The sequence below is a fragment of the Streptomyces albiflavescens genome (assembly GCF_014645835.1).
GTDB classification, from domain to species: Bacteria; Actinomycetota; Actinomycetes; order Streptomycetales; family Streptomycetaceae; genus Streptomyces; species Streptomyces albiflavescens.
On record NZ_BMMM01000007.1, the window covers coordinates 123175 to 136418 of the forward strand.

The 13244-nt window shown below is 70.0% G+C and carries 12 protein-coding genes; all 12 read right to left on the minus strand.

All coding sequences use genetic code 11. The features are described 5' to 3' along the window. Nucleotides 1-12: 12 nt before the first annotated feature. Nucleotides 13-807, minus strand: coding sequence for a rhamnogalacturonan acetylesterase (locus IEY95_RS20365; protein WP_189187494.1), 795 nt, complete (start codon nucleotides 805-807; stop codon nucleotides 13-15). Between the two features lie 114 nt (nucleotides 808-921). Beyond that, nucleotides 922-2259 carry an ABC transporter substrate-binding protein gene (locus tag IEY95_RS20370; protein ID WP_189187495.1) on the minus strand — a complete coding sequence of 446 codons (1338 nt, stop codon included), beginning with the start codon at nucleotides 2257-2259 and terminating at the stop codon, nucleotides 922-924. Between the two features lie 291 nt (nucleotides 2260-2550). Then, entirely contained in the window at nucleotides 2551-4092 is a 1542-nt protein-coding gene (locus IEY95_RS20375) for a glycoside hydrolase family 43 protein (protein ID WP_189187496.1), read from the minus strand. Then, nucleotides 4089-4931: a DUF6807 domain-containing protein gene (locus IEY95_RS20380; RefSeq protein WP_189187497.1), complete on the minus strand. Its 843-nt coding sequence runs from the start codon at nucleotides 4929-4931 to the stop codon at nucleotides 4089-4091. Before IEY95_RS20380 ends, IEY95_RS20375 begins: the two co-directional genes overlap by 4 nt. Then, nucleotides 4928-6088, minus strand: coding sequence for a Gfo/Idh/MocA family protein (locus tag IEY95_RS20385; RefSeq protein ID WP_189187498.1), 1161 nt, complete (start codon nucleotides 6086-6088; stop codon nucleotides 4928-4930). Before IEY95_RS20385 ends, IEY95_RS20380 begins: the two co-directional genes overlap by 4 nt. Nucleotides 6089-6305: 217 nt before the next feature. Further along, entirely contained in the window at nucleotides 6306-7190 is an 885-nt protein-coding gene (locus IEY95_RS20390; RefSeq protein WP_373294505.1) for a carbohydrate ABC transporter permease, read from the minus strand. 14 nt (nucleotides 7191-7204) lie between these two features. Further along, nucleotides 7205-8140, minus strand: coding sequence for a carbohydrate ABC transporter permease (locus tag IEY95_RS20395; RefSeq protein WP_189187500.1), 936 nt, complete (start codon nucleotides 8138-8140; stop codon nucleotides 7205-7207). 142 nt (nucleotides 8141-8282) lie between these two features. After that, nucleotides 8283-10004 (minus strand): L-arabinonate dehydratase, encoded by a 1722-nt coding sequence (gene araD / locus IEY95_RS20400; RefSeq protein ID WP_189187501.1) that lies wholly within the window; start codon nucleotides 10002-10004, stop codon nucleotides 8283-8285. Continuing rightward, on the minus strand, nucleotides 10001-10909 hold the full coding sequence (locus IEY95_RS20405; protein WP_189187502.1) for a dihydrodipicolinate synthase family protein: 909 nt from the start codon (nucleotides 10907-10909) through the stop codon (nucleotides 10001-10003). Before IEY95_RS20405 ends, araD begins: the two co-directional genes overlap by 4 nt. Then, a complete protein-coding gene (locus tag IEY95_RS20410; RefSeq protein WP_189187503.1) occupies nucleotides 10906-11562 on the minus strand; it encodes a GntR family transcriptional regulator in 657 nt (218 codons plus the stop codon). The genes IEY95_RS20405 and IEY95_RS20410 overlap by 4 nt, the downstream gene beginning before the upstream one ends. Before the next feature lie 215 nt (nucleotides 11563-11777). After that, a complete protein-coding gene (locus IEY95_RS20415; RefSeq protein ID WP_189187504.1) occupies nucleotides 11778-12533 on the minus strand; it encodes an MBL fold metallo-hydrolase in 756 nt (251 codons plus the stop codon). A gap of 67 nt (nucleotides 12534-12600) precedes the next feature. Next, nucleotides 12601-13188 (minus strand): TIGR03086 family metal-binding protein, encoded by a 588-nt coding sequence (locus IEY95_RS20420; RefSeq protein WP_189187505.1) that lies wholly within the window; start codon nucleotides 13186-13188, stop codon nucleotides 12601-12603. Nucleotides 13189-13244 lie beyond the last annotated feature (56 nt).

A 13244-nucleotide genomic window follows, 5' to 3' on the forward strand; every position in this document is an offset into this window, starting at 1 on the left:
GCGGTCGAACCGTCAGGCGGTCGGCCAGGTGATCCAGGACTCGGGGATCTCCTCGTCGAGCCGGCGCACGTCCCGGGCCGCGAGCACCCGGTGACGCAGCAGCTCGGCCGCGACGAGACGGGCCACGGCGATCGCGCCGGGCGGATTGAAGTGCGTGTCGTCCTGCTCGGTCGCCGTCCAGTTGAAGTACTTCTTCGTCTCCTCGACGCCGAGCCTCTGCCACAGGGCGAGCGACAGGGCCTGGATGTCGAGCAGCGCGACATGCTCGTCCTCGGCGAGGGCGCGCATCGCTGCCGGATAGTCGCCGTGGGTCGGCACGGCGTTGCCGTCCGCGTCGAACTTCCTGCGCTCGACGGAGGTGGCGAGCACCGGCCGCGCACCACGGGCCCGCGCCCCGTCGACGTACTGCCGCAGACAGTCCTGGTACGTCGTCCAGGGCTCGGTGTAGCGAGTGGGGTCGGCGCTCTTCTCGTCGTTGTGGCCGAACTGGACGATCAGGAAGTCGCCGGGGGCGATCACTTCGAGGATGGCGTCGAGGCGCCCCTCGTCGATGAAGCTCTTCGAACTACGGCCGTTCACCGCGTGGTTGGCGACCGGGACGTCCTTGCCGAGGAAGAACGGGAGCGCCATGCCCCAACCGGTCTCCGGGGCGGCGTCGGCGTACTTCTGGGCGGCGGTGGAATCACCGGCGATGTAGAGGGTGCGGTGCCTGCTGGGGGACGTCGCCGCGAAGGCGGGTGCCGACGCGGCGGCGAGGGGTAAGGCGGCGAGTGCCGCCGAGGTGACCTGTCTGCGGGTGAGGGACACGCGGGTGTGCCTTTCAACAGGAGGTGGGACCCGCGCCCCGAATCGGGGCGCGGGGAGCTGCGCGACCAGCCACGACGGCCCCGCAGCCACAGGTCGAGGGAACCACCCGAGCTCTCAGTGGTTCTGCTTCCAGTCGGCCTGCGCCTTGTTCAACTGGTCCGCCAGCGTGTCCAGGAACGCCTTCGCCGACATCTTCCCGAGCAGCAGCTTCTGGAAGTTCGGCTCGTTGTCGGCCTTGGAGATGGTGTTCCAGTCGGGCAGGTAGTACGGCAGCTGCACGATCTTCGTGTCAGCGCCGTTCAGCGCCTCCGCCGCCAGCTTGGTGGGCTCCGCCTGCTGAATCCAGGCGTCCTTGGCGGCATCGGTGTTCGCCGGGACCTGCCCGGCGGACTCGTTGAACGTGGAGTTCTCCTCGGCCGAGACGGCGAACTCGATGAACTTCCAGGCGGCCGACTTGTTCTTGCTGGACTTGAACAGGCTCAGCCCGTCGACCGGGTTGGAGATCTGCACACGGGTGCCGTCGTCCAGGGTCGGGTTGGGGATGCCCTTGAACTTGCCCGCGCCCAGCGCCTTCACGTGGTCCTGGTAGGAGCCGAGGTTGTGGCTCAGCATGCCGATGGTGCCGCTGTCCCACTGGGCGACCATCTTGGTGAAGTCGTTGTTGAGGTCGGCGGACGGGGTGTCCTTCTTGTACAGGGCGATGTACTTCTCGAGCGCTGACACGTTCTTCGGGTCGTTGACGGTGGTCTTGTCGCCGTTCCAGAACGAGGTGATGCCGGTCTGGCCGTACACCGCGTCCAGGGCCGGGGCGATGGACCCTTCGCCGCCCCGGATGGTGAAGCCGAACTTGTTCTTGCCCTTGTCGGTGAGCTTGTCGGCGGCCTCGTAGAACTTCGACCAGGTGGTCGGTGCGTCCAGACCCGCGCTCTTGAACAGGTCGGTGCGGTACCACAGCGTGCCGTTGTTGGCGGAGGTCGGCACCTGGTACAGCTTGTCGCCGCCGCCCGCGGCCTTGCTGACGTCGAGCAGGTTCTGGCTCAGTTTGCCGTTCAGCGAGCTCTTCTCGAGCCGGCTGTCCAGTGGCTCCAGCGCGCCCTGGACCCCGATCTCGGCGAGCATGGCGGTACCCACGCCGCCGACGTCGGGCAGGCCACCGCCCTGGATGGCGGTGTCGTACTTGGACTGGGCGCTCGCCGCGGGGACTCCGACGTAGTTGACCTTGATGTCCGGGTACTTCTTCTCGAAGTCGGCGATGATCTGCTTCCAGATGTCGGTGCGGACACCGCCGTTGTTGTCCCAGAAGGTGATCTCGCCCTTGCCGGAGCCCTCGTTGCCCTTGTCCCCGGCCGAGCCGCTGCCGTCGTCGCCGCAGGCGGTGGCGGTGAGCGCGAGCGCGGAGCCCAGGGCGACGGCCATGGCGGCGCGCCTGCTTCTACGGATGCTGATCTTCATTGCTCGGCTCTCTTCTTCTGGATCCAACGGATGGTGAAGCGGTGGGGGTCGGTGACCGGCACAGGAGCCCAGTCGTCGTTGCCGTTCAGGTGGTTGCGCAGGCCCGAACGGTCGGGTGGTCGGCGGGCACGCTCAGCACGGTGCCGGTCCGCTTCGCGGGCCCGAGATCGTGCGCACCGGCGCGGGCACGGCGGACGCCGGGTCCGGCCGAGGCCCAGGCTCGGTAAGCGCTTGCTACGGAGGTGCGTCATTGCGGCTCCCCACAGGCGTGCGGATGGCGGGAACTGACCCTCAGGGGGTCTCTGAAGCGGTGATGCGGAACTGCGTGAACGAGGCCGCGCCGGCGTGTCCTCCGCCGACGGGCGCGAGCGCGAAGAGCCCGAGCAGGGCGCCGACCCAGCGCCAGGGGGTGGCGGCGAAGACCTGACCGGAGCGCTGCCGGCCGCCGCCGACGTCGTAGGAGAAGCGGCAGCGCGCTCCCGCGCCGATCTCGATCCACAGCCGGGCCCGCCCCTCGGGCGCCGTCCGCGCATACGCGGCGTCCCGCTCCCGCTCGGCCACCGACTCGGCGAACCGGTGCACGAGCAGCACCGATCCGTCCGCCTCCCGCTGGAGCCCGATCCAGCTGAACGCGTCCCCGAGCACGGCGAGCCCGGCCCGTGCCCCCGGCTCCTCGCTGTCGAGCCGCAGCTCCACCTCGACGGTGGCGGCGGCGCCGGGCAGTCGCTGGGTGAGCACGCTCGGCAGCTTGCGCAGATCGTGCGCGTCGACCGTCCGTACGCAGCTCAGCCGCAGCCCGTCCCCGGAGTGCTGGGTGGCCCAGCCGTCCTGCGGATTGGCCGTCCACTGCCACTGGCGCCCCAGCCGGCCGCCGGGGAAGTCGTCGTCGGTGGCAGGCGCGCACGGCGGCTGCGACGGCAGATCCGGCTTCTTGTGTACGGCGACGGGGGTGCCCTCGTTCCCCAGGACCGGCCAGCCGTCCGTGCCCCAGCGCATCGGCTGGAGGTGGACGACCCGCCCGTAGGGGCCACGCTGCTGGAAGTGCGCGAACCAGTCCTCGCCGCTCGCCGTGCGCACCCAGCCGCCCTGATGCGGGCCATTGACCTCGGTGTCGCCCTGCTCCAGGACGATCCGTTCCTCGTACGGCCCGAAGAATCCGCGCGAGCGGAACGCGCCCTGCCAGCCCGTCCCCACTCCCCCGGCGGGCGCGAAGATCCAGAACCAGCCGTCGTGCCGGTAGACCTTGGGGCCTTCGAGGGTGAACCAGCCCGGGATCCTGTCGGCGTCGACGATCGCCTTGCCCTCGTCGAGCAGTCCGGTGGCGTCGGGGCGCATTCGGTGCCCGGTGAGCCGGTTCTTCACGCCCGCGCGGGACTTGGCCCAGGCGTGCACGAGATACGCCTCGCCGGTCTCCTCGTCCCACAGCGGGCAGGCGTCGATGAGCCCCTTGCCCTCCTTGACGAGGTGCGGCCGGCTCCAGGGGCCGCGGATCTCGGGGGCGTTGACCTGGAAGATGCCGTGGTCGGGGTCGCCCCAGAAGATCCAGAAGCGGTCGTCGTGGTGACGCAGGGAGGGGGCCCAGACCCCGCAGTCGTGCCGGGGCTTCCTGAACTCTTCCGCGGGCTCCAGACGTGGGAGGGCGTGTCCGACGAGCGTCCAGTTGACCAGGTCGCGGGAGTGCAGCAGCGGCAGACCCGGGGCGCGGCCGAAGCTGGAGGCGGTGAGGTAGCAGTCGTCACCGACCCGGAGAAGGTCGGGGTCGGACCAGTCGGCGTCGAGGACCGGGTTGCGGTAGGTGCCGTCGCCGAGGTCGGCGCTGAACGCGCTGTTCACGGGCTCACCGCCTTCCGTACGAGGGCCGCGGCCTCGGTCCGGTCGAGGGCGCCGTCCGCGACGACGGTGACGACCCTGCGTACGACCGTCTCCCCGGCCGGGATCGGCAGCCGCGCGTCGTGCGCGAGGGACGAGCCCACGCCCGGGTACTCGGCGGTGCGCACGAACCACGGGTCGTGCCGCGTGGCTTCGGTGGCTCCGGCGAACACGAGCGTCCAGGTGGCGCCCACGAGGGCGATCCAGTCGGCGCGGGCGCCGTGCACCGCCTGCTCGCCCTCGGTGGCTGCGGTGAGGACGCGCGGCGCCTCGGCCTCCTTGCGGGCGCGCCAGAAGAAGCCGCCGTAGGCCGCGCCGGGCCGGCCGTTGGTGGCGGGACTGCCGATCGACAGTTCCTGACCGGTCGTGTTCGTGAGCGAGAAGGTGAAGTCCAACGCCCAGGCGGATTCGGTGAGTTCGGTCGCCCCGACCGTACGGCGCTCGCGCAGCAGCTCGGCTCCCGCGGCCACCCAGCGCAACTCCTCCACGAAGCCGTCGGGGTCACGCAGCTGGAAGGCGGCGTGCCGCTGAGCGCCATGGTTGTCCAGCTCGGTGGGCCCCTGGTCACGCACATAGGTGCGCCCGCCCCAGAAGTTGTGCCCCTCGACGTCGGGAACGGCGACACCGACGCCGAGGTGGTGCGCGTGGTCGGCGGGGCTGAGCTCGGTGACGGCCGTGCCGGCCAGGGTGGTGACGGGGTGCAGATACGGACGCGGCGAGAGCCGGGGCGGCACTTCGGGCCGGGTGATGTACCGGGCGACCGGCCGGCCCGCGATGCGCAGGACGAGTGACTCGTTGTTCATCGGGTGCTCACCTCGTTCAAGGCGGTCCAGGGGGCGCCGAGCTCGGAGTAGAGGGCGAGGGTGTCGGCGGCCGCCGCGACGAGTCCGTCGATGCCGCGTACCACCCGGCGGTTCTCGCCGGGAAGCAGCTCCCAGGCCTCCTCGGGCAGCGCGACCGGGTCGGGCGCCTGCCGAATCGCTTCGACGACCTTCATGAAGGCGCCCGTCGACTCGGGCGTGACCAGCAGCTCGGTGCCGTCCGTCAGATGCGCGACCAGGTTCTCCAGCAGGTCCGTCCGGCCGTACTCGATCTCCTCCGGGCCGCGCCCGGACCGCTGCACCAGCGCGCGGTCCTGCTTGTACCAGAAGGTGATCCGTCCGCCGGTGCCGTGCACGAGGACGTACGGCTCGCCGGGCCGCTCGGCGCAGAGCGTCGCGGCGACGGTGACACGGCCCGTCGCGGTGGCGATGCGCACGCACGAGGTGTCGTCCGACTCGATGTCGTTGGCGCGCAGCAGCTCGGTCTCGATCGCTGTGACGTCCTCGGCGCGGGTGGAACCGTCCAGCGCGAGGGCCGTGGCGACCGCGTGGGCGAGGGGGTTCGTCAGCACCCCGTCGATCACGTCCATACCGTGCAGACGGCGCTTGCCCGCCCACGGCGCACGCCGGTAGTACGCCTCGTCGCGCGCCCAGGCCCCCGCCCCGCCGATCCCGGTCACCGTGCCGAGCGCGCCCTGGGCGATCAGCTTCCGGATCGCGGGCACGGCGTGCGAGCCGAGCGACTGGAAACCGATCTGGCAGACGACTCCGGCCGCGGCGACCCCGTCCGCCATCCTGCGGAACTCCTCGTAGGAGGGCGCGGGCGGCTTCTCCAGGAGCAGGTGTACGTCCCTGTCGGTGGCGATCAGCGCGAGGTCGGTGTGGGTGGGGATGGGCGTGCAGATCACGGCGATCGCGGGGCGGGCGGAGTCGAGGAGTGCGCCGAAGTCGGCGGACTGCTCCGGCGAGCCGAGCCCGTCCAGCTCCTCTTCGGTGAGCGGTGCCAGCTCGCAGATTCCCGCGAGCCGTACGAGCCCCTTGTCCTGGAGGCGGCGGATGTTGTCCAGATGCCAGCGACCGTGACCGCGCGCGCCCGCGAGGACGACGGGCACCGGGAAGGCGAAGTTCCGCGTGCTCATCGCACCCTCCCCGCACCGGTACCGCGCGCCACGTCGCGGCCGGCCTGCCGGGCACTGTCGATCGTCCCGTGCGGTGGGGGCGTCCAGCCTTCGTCGGCGGCCAGGGTGTCGCGGCCGATGTCACGCGTCTCGGCGCCCGCCGGGGTATTGAGCGCTGCCCCCAAGAGGCCGACCCGGGCCGCCGCTTGAAGAGTGCTTCTCGTCCCTCGAAGGCCTCTCATCCCTTCACCGCCCCCGCGCTGAAGCCGGTGATCAGCCACTTCTGGATGAACGCGAAGACGATGACGACCGGGACGGCGGCGATGATGCCGCCCGCCGCGAGCGCGCCCAGATCGACGCTGTCGGAGCTCATCAGGGTGTTGAGGCCGACGGGGATGGTCTGCTTGCTCTGGTCGCTGAGGAACATCAGGGCGAACAGGAAGTGGTTCCAGGCGTGCACGAAGGCGAAGGAGCCGACGGCGATCAACCCCGGCCGCAGCAGCGGGAGTACGACGATCCGGAACGAGCTGAAGCGATTGCAGCCGTCGACCCAGGCAGCCTCTTCCAGGGTGTACGGGACGTTCCTGATGAACCCGCTGATGAGGATCATCGACAGCGGCAGCTGGAAGACCGTCTCGGCGATGATGACACTGCCCAGCGAGTTGATCATCTGGAGCTTGGCGAAGATCTGGAAGAGCGGGACCAGGAGCAGCGCGCCCGGCACGAACTGGGAGCAGAGCAGCGCCAGCATGAAGCCGCGCTTGATCCTGAAGTCGAAGCGGGCGAGGGCGTAGCCGCCGGCGAGCGCGACGACGGTCGTCATCACCAGGGTGGCGACGGCGATGAGCACGCTGTTCTGGAAGTAGGTCCCGAAGCTGCGCTCGGTCCACACCTTGTCGAAGTGCTCGAAGGTCATGGGCCACGGGACGAGCGAGGTCGATCCTGCCGGGCGCAGCGCGAAGAGCAGGATCCAGTAGAAGGGGATCAGGGTGAAGAGGAGGTAGATCGAGAGGGGGAGGTAGATCTGCCGGCGCGGGACCTCGTCCCAGGCGCGCCGGCTGCTCCGCGGGCGCTGCCGGGGCTCGTCGGCCACCGGGGCGGGCGCCTCGGGAGCGCTGATCATGGCATCCTCGGTGATCACTTGTCCCCACCTCCGAACTTGCTCAGTCGCAGGTAGACGATCGAGCAGAAGAGCAGAATCACGAACGCGACCGTGGTCAGGGCCGACGCGTAGCCGAAGTTGTGCGCGTCGACGCTGGTGTTGGCGATGTAGAGCGGGAGGGTCGTCGTCTCGCCCGCGGGACCACCGCCCGTCAACGTGTAGAGCAGGTCGACGTTGTTGAACTCCCACACCGCGCGCAGCAGCGTGGACAGGACGATGGCGTCCTTCAGGTGCGGCAGGGTGATGTGCAGGAACTGCCGGAAGCGACTCGCGCCGTCGACCTCGGCTGCCTCGTACAGGTCCTTGGAGACGGACTGGAGATCGGCGAGGATCAGGATCGCGAAGAAGGGGACACCACGCCACAGGTCGGCGACCACGGCGGCCGGGAAGACGGTGGAGGTGTCGGACAGCCAGCTGGTGCCGTACTGCCCGATGCCCACGTCGGCGAGGTAACGCGTGACCCCCGTCTGGGAGTTGTAGAGCAGCACCCAGATCGCGGACGTCAGCACACCTGAGACGGCCCACGGGGAGAAGACCAGCGCGCGGCCGACCGCCCGCCCCACGAAGGTCTGGTTGACGATCAGCGCCAGCGCCAGCCCGAACAGCAGCTGCAGTCCGACCTCGACGAAGACCCACTTGGCGCTGAAGGTCAGCGTGTCCCAGAACTGCGGATCGTCGGTGAAGGCGTGCACGAAGTTGTCGAAGCCCGCGTAGCCGTTGCGCCACGGCTTGGTCGGGTTGTAGTTCTGCAGGCTGTAGTAGAAGACGCTGATGACCGGGTAGGCGATGAAGCCCAGCATCAGCAGGCCCGCCGGGGCGATCAGCAGATAGGGCAGTTTGCGCGGCGTCGCCGAGCCACGGCGCCGCCGGGGTGGCGCGGGCTGTTTCGCCACGGCTGCGGCTTGGGCCATGACTGTTCTCCGTTCTTACGGGTGCCGTGGAACGCTTGCTGTCTGTCGCACAGGAAGCGCTTGCTACATGCACATGGTTGTAGCGCTTCGCAGATGTGGTTCGGGATATCGACCGGAAGAGAGCGGTTCTCGCGAGCCGCTCTCACCCGGCGTAGGGGTCCTGCACCGTGCCCGGCCGGGCCAGGAACGCGAAGTCGCAGCCGGTGTCCGCCTGGGTGATCTGCTCGTTGTACAGCGCCCCGTAGCCACGCTCGTACCGCTCGGGCGGCGGCGTCCACTCCGCCCTCCTGCGCTCCAACTCCTTGTCTTCCACGTTGAGTTGGAGCGACCTCGCCTCGACGTCGAGGGTGATCGTGTCCCCGGTCCTGACCAGCGCGAGCGGCCCGCCGACGTACGACTCGGGCGCCACGTGCAGCACGCACGCGCCGTAACTCGTGCCGCTCATCCGGGCGTCGGAGATCCGCACCATGTCCCGTACGCCCTGCTTCAGCAGATGGTCGGGGATGGGCAGCATCCCGTACTCGGGCATGCCGGGCCCGCCCTTGGGCCCGGAGCCCCGCAGCACGAGCACACTGTCCGCGGTGATACCGAGGGACGGGTCGTTGATGGTCCGCTGCATGGTCTTGTAGTCGTCGAAGACGACGGCGGGACCGGTGTGCTTGAGCAGCTGCGGCTCGGCGGCGATGTGCTTGATGACCGCGCCGTCCGGACACAGGTTGCCGCGCAGCACGGCGACACCGCCCTCGGCCGCCACCGGGTTCTGCCGGGTACGGATGACGTCGTCGTTGTGGACGAGCGCGCCGTCGAGCTGCTCCCGCATGCTGTCGTACGACGCCGTCGGCCGGTCCAGGTGCAGCAGATCGGTGATCCGCGACAGGAACCCCGGCAGGCCGCCTGCGAAGTGGAAGTCCTCCATGAGGTACGTCCGGCCGCCGGGCCGGACGTTGGCGAGCACCGGCACGGTCCGCGCGATCCGGTCGAAGTCGTCGAGCGTGAGGGTGACACCCGCCCGCCCGGCCATGGCGATCAGATGGATCACGGCGTTGGTGGAGCCACCGAGGCCGAGGACGGTCGTCACCGCGTCCTCGAAGGCCTCCGCGGTGAGGATGTCGGACAGCTTCCGGTCCTTGCGGACGAGTTCGACGATCCTGAGCCCCGCCGCCGCGGCCATCCGGTCATGACCGGAGTCGACGGCGGGAATGCTCGATGCACCGGGCACGGTGACACCGAGCGCCTCGGCGGCCGCGGTGAGCGTGGACGCCGTACCCATGGTCATGCAGTGCCCCGGAGAACGGGCCAGCCCGCTCTCCAGCTCGGCCATCTCGCAGTCCCCGACGAGCCCGGCTCGCTTGTCGTCCCAGTACTTCCACATGTCGGTGCCCGAGCCGAGGACCTCGTTGCGCCAATGCCCCGGAAGCATCGGCCCGGCGGGCACGAAGACGGCCGGCAGATCGACGGAGGCGGCCCCCATGAGCAGCGCGGGCGTGGACTTGTCGCACCCGCCCATCAGCACCGCCCCATCGACCGGATAGGACCGCAGCAACTCCTCGGTCTCCATCGCGAGCAGGTTGCGATAGAGCATCGGGGTCGGCTTCTGGAAGGTCTCGCTCAGCGTGGACACCGGGAATTCCAGCGGGAAGCCCCCGGCCTGCCACACCCCCCGCTTCACGGCCTGCGCACGGTCGCGCAGATGCACATGGCACGGGTTGATGTCGCTCCACGTGTTGAGGATCGCGATGACCGGCTTGCCCAGGTGCTCCTCGGGCAGATAGCCGAGCTGCCGCGTCCGCGCCCGGTGACTGAAGGAGCGCAGCCCGTCGGTCCCGTACCACTGGTGGCTTCTCAGCTCCTCCGGGCGCTTCATATGGACCACCCCGCGGCGATGGCGGCAACTTCCGCGCGCTCGGACTCGGGCAGCGGCTTGCTCGGCGGGCGGACCTCCCGGCGGCACAGCCCGAGCGAGGCCAGGGCTTCCTTGACCACGGTCACGTTGTTGGCGGAGCCGTTGGCCGCGCGCAGTTCCTCGAACCGGCGGATCTGCTCCCACACCTTCATCGCCCCCGGATAGTCCCCGGATCGAAGCGCTTCGATCATGTTCAGCGAAACGGAGGGGGCGACGTTCACCAGGCCGGAGGTGAACCCGGTGGCACCCGCCGAGAAGTACGAGGGCGCGTACGGCTCCGCGAGCCCGGCCACCCACACGAACCGTTCGAGTCCGGCGTCCCGCGCGAAGGCGGCGAAGCGCGCGGCGTCCGGAACGGCGTACTTCACCCCGATGACGTTCGGGCATTCATCGGCCAGTTCGGCGAGCCGCTCCCCCGCGAGCAGCGGATTGCGGATGTACGGAACGACCCCCAGCTCGGGCACGGCCGCGGCGATGGCGCGGTGGTAGTCGACCCAACCGCCCTCCGACACATACGGATGCACGGGCTGATGGACCATCACCATCTGCGCACCGAGCTCCCGCGCGTGCCGCGCCGAGGCGACGGCGGTCGGCACGTCGTGCCCGACACCGACAAGAACGACCGCCCGGTCCCCGGTCTCCTCGATGGTCAACTCGGTGACGAGCTGCCGCTCCTCAGGCGTCAGAGCGTAGAACTCACCGGTATTGCCGTTCGGCGTGAGGGTCCTCACTCCGCCGTCGAGCAGCCGACGCAACAGGGCCCGATGGATGTCGCGATCGATCGACCCGTCTTCCGCGAACGGTGTCACGGGGATCGCCACGACCTCCGCGAGCGCCGCCCGCTGGGTCTCGTACGTCGCTGTCATTCCTGTCCATCCTCTTCCTGGCCCTGGGGGAAGGCCCGTTGCACGAACGACGCGATATGGGCGTGCAGCGCGCCCGCCGCACCGTCGGCGTCACCGTCGAGGGCGAGCCGCAGAATCTCCCGGTGTTCGCCCGCCTCACGCTCCCAGGACGGGTCGGCGGCCCAGGCGACCGCGGACACCAGGGCGGCCTGGTCCCGCACCTCGTCGAGCATCCGGCCGAGCAGCGGGTTGCCGCAGGGCACATACAGGGCGCGGTGGAACTCCCGGTTGGCGAGCGAGCGTTCGGCGGTGTCGGTGGCATTGTCGGCACGGGTCAGCGCGTCCCGAGCGGCATCGAGCGTGGCTCCGCGCCGCACGGCCCGGCGCAGCGCCTCCGGTTCGAGCAGCAGCCGCACGTCGTACACCTCGCGCGCCATGTCCGCGTCCACCATGCGCACCGTGACGCCCTTGTACTGGTTCATCACGACGAGTCCGGTACCGGCCAGGGTCTTGAGCGCCTCGCGCACGGGTGTCTTCGACACCCCGAACTGCGCCGCGAGTTCGGTCTCGACCAGGGCCTGACCCGGGGTCAACTGCCCGGTGAGGATGCGGTGTTTGATCCCCTCCAGCACGAACTGCGTGCGGGACGGAATCGGGGTGGGCACAGAGGTCATGCGCGCCTCTCGGATCTCACGTATCGGATCGCATGGACCAGATGCCGCCGGATCCTCGGATCCATCCCATCGGATCCATCGACCGCATCTGATCTCGCATATCGCGTCTCATATATGACGTACGAAGTACGACGCGTTGAAGGTAGGAGCGCGACAGTGTTTCGTCAACGCCTCTGACAAAAGAAGTTGGAGTGCCCGGCGGGTGGGCCCGATCCTCAAAGAGCCCTGCTGTCACCCTCACGAGCCGTGGCGGTCCGGCCGCCGAAGACGGCCGCGGCGCGCTCGGTCGCCGACTCCGGCGTGAGCGTCGGCCCTACGTGCGTCACGAGCAACTCCCCCGCACCCGCCCGCTCGGCGATCGCACCGGCATCCTCGGGTGTGAGGTGCACCTGGCGTTCGCTTCCGCGATGCCGGTCGATGTCGGCCTCGCAGAGGAAGAGGTCCGCGCCGACGGCGAGTTCGGCGAGCGCGGAGCACGGCCCGCTGTCCCCCGAGTACGCGAGAACGCTCCCCTCGCATTCGGCCCGCAGCCCGTACGTCTCGGTGTCGTGCACGACGGCACGCGTACGCAGCCGCAGTTCACCCACGCGCGTGTCGTGCCCGTCGTACAAGGTCCGGAAGTTGAAGACCCCACCCAGGAACCCGGGATCCGACTGCCCGAAGAACCCCGCGAGCCGATGCCCGAGCTCGGGCGGCCCGTAGACCGGTAGGGGCGCGGACGGAGTGAGCCCCCCGTACGCGTACCCGTACAGGGCGGAGACCAGATCCGCGCAGTGATCCGCATGCAGATGCGAGATCCAGATGGCGTCCAGCCGTGCCGGATCCGTATGCCTCTGCAATTCGGCGAAGCTCCCGGGTCCGGCGTCGACCCACACCTCGGCGCCCCCGCCGCTCAGCAGATAGCCGGAACAGGGGCGGCCGGGCTGCGGGTGTGGGGAGGCGGTGCCGAGGACGGTGAGGCCGAGAGACATGCGGGGAGCGTACGAAACGGCGCCCCGGCAGGCGCCCCCTTTTACGTCGTACGCCTACGCCCGCCCGCTACGGCTTCCAGCCCGGGTCGCGGCCGCTGACCCCGATCACGCGGTCGAGCAGTGGCGCGTCGTCCGGCACGGGCACCACGGGCCCGAAGAGGCCCCCGTCGCTGCTCGGATCCGCGGCCGCGGCGGCGAGGAGTGCGTACGACGCCTGCAGGGCGGCGGCATCGGGCTCGTACGCCTGGCCGGTGGCCCGGGCGAGATCCCACCCGTGCACCACCAGCTCGTCGGCGGCGACGGCGGCCGCCACCGCACCCGGCAGGGGCACCCCGCCCGCCCGGGTCTCACCGGTCCAGGCGGCCGGGTCGCGCCAGGCCTCGGCCAGCTCGTCGAGCGCCTTCGGCAGAGCCTCGCGCCAGCCGGGCTCGATGTCGGGCACGACTGTGTCCGGGCTGGTGTTCGTCGTAGGGCCCAGGTCCTTGCGCCCGGCGTCGCGGAAGGCGACCGCCAGCCCGGCCAGATGCCCCAGCAGGTTGTGCACCGCGTACTCCGGGCAGGGGGTCACGCCGTCGAGCCGCTCCTCCGTCACACCCTGCGCGAGGCGCGCCACGATCAGGGCCTGCGGCCCGAGGTCGAAAGTCTCGCCGGTCATTCCGCATCTCCTCAGAGCTCGTCTTCACTCATGAGGTAGACCGAGGCCGCGCCCGA

Coding starts and splice junctions, on each gene's coding strand:
- IEY95_RS20370 (WP_189187495.1), bottom strand. CDS start 2,259: ATGAAGATCAGCATCCGTAGAAGCAGGCGCGCCGCCATGGCCGTCGCC.
- IEY95_RS20380 (WP_189187497.1), bottom strand. CDS start 4,931: ATGAACAACGAGTCACTCGTCCTGCGCATCGCGGGCCGGCCGGTCGCC.
- IEY95_RS20385 (WP_189187498.1), bottom strand. CDS start 6,088: ATGAGCACGCGGAACTTCGCCTTCCCGGTGCCCGTCGTCCTCGCGGGC.
- IEY95_RS20390 (WP_373294505.1), bottom strand. CDS start 7,190: ATGATCAGCGCTCCCGAGGCGCCCGCCCCGGTGGCCGACGAGCCCCGG.
- IEY95_RS20395 (WP_189187500.1), bottom strand. CDS start 8,140: ATGGCCCAAGCCGCAGCCGTGGCGAAACAGCCCGCGCCACCCCGGCGG.
- araD (WP_189187501.1), bottom strand. CDS start 10,004: ATGAAGCGCCCGGAGGAGCTGAGAAGCCACCAGTGGTACGGGACCGAC.
- IEY95_RS20405 (WP_189187502.1), bottom strand. CDS start 10,909: ATGACAGCGACGTACGAGACCCAGCGGGCGGCGCTCGCGGAGGTCGTG.
- IEY95_RS20410 (WP_189187503.1), bottom strand. CDS start 11,562: ATGACCTCTGTGCCCACCCCGATTCCGTCCCGCACGCAGTTCGTGCTG.
- IEY95_RS20415 (WP_189187504.1), bottom strand. CDS start 12,533: ATGTCTCTCGGCCTCACCGTCCTCGGCACCGCCTCCCCACACCCGCAG.
- IEY95_RS20420 (WP_189187505.1), bottom strand. CDS start 13,188: ATGACCGGCGAGACTTTCGACCTCGGGCCGCAGGCCCTGATCGTGGCG.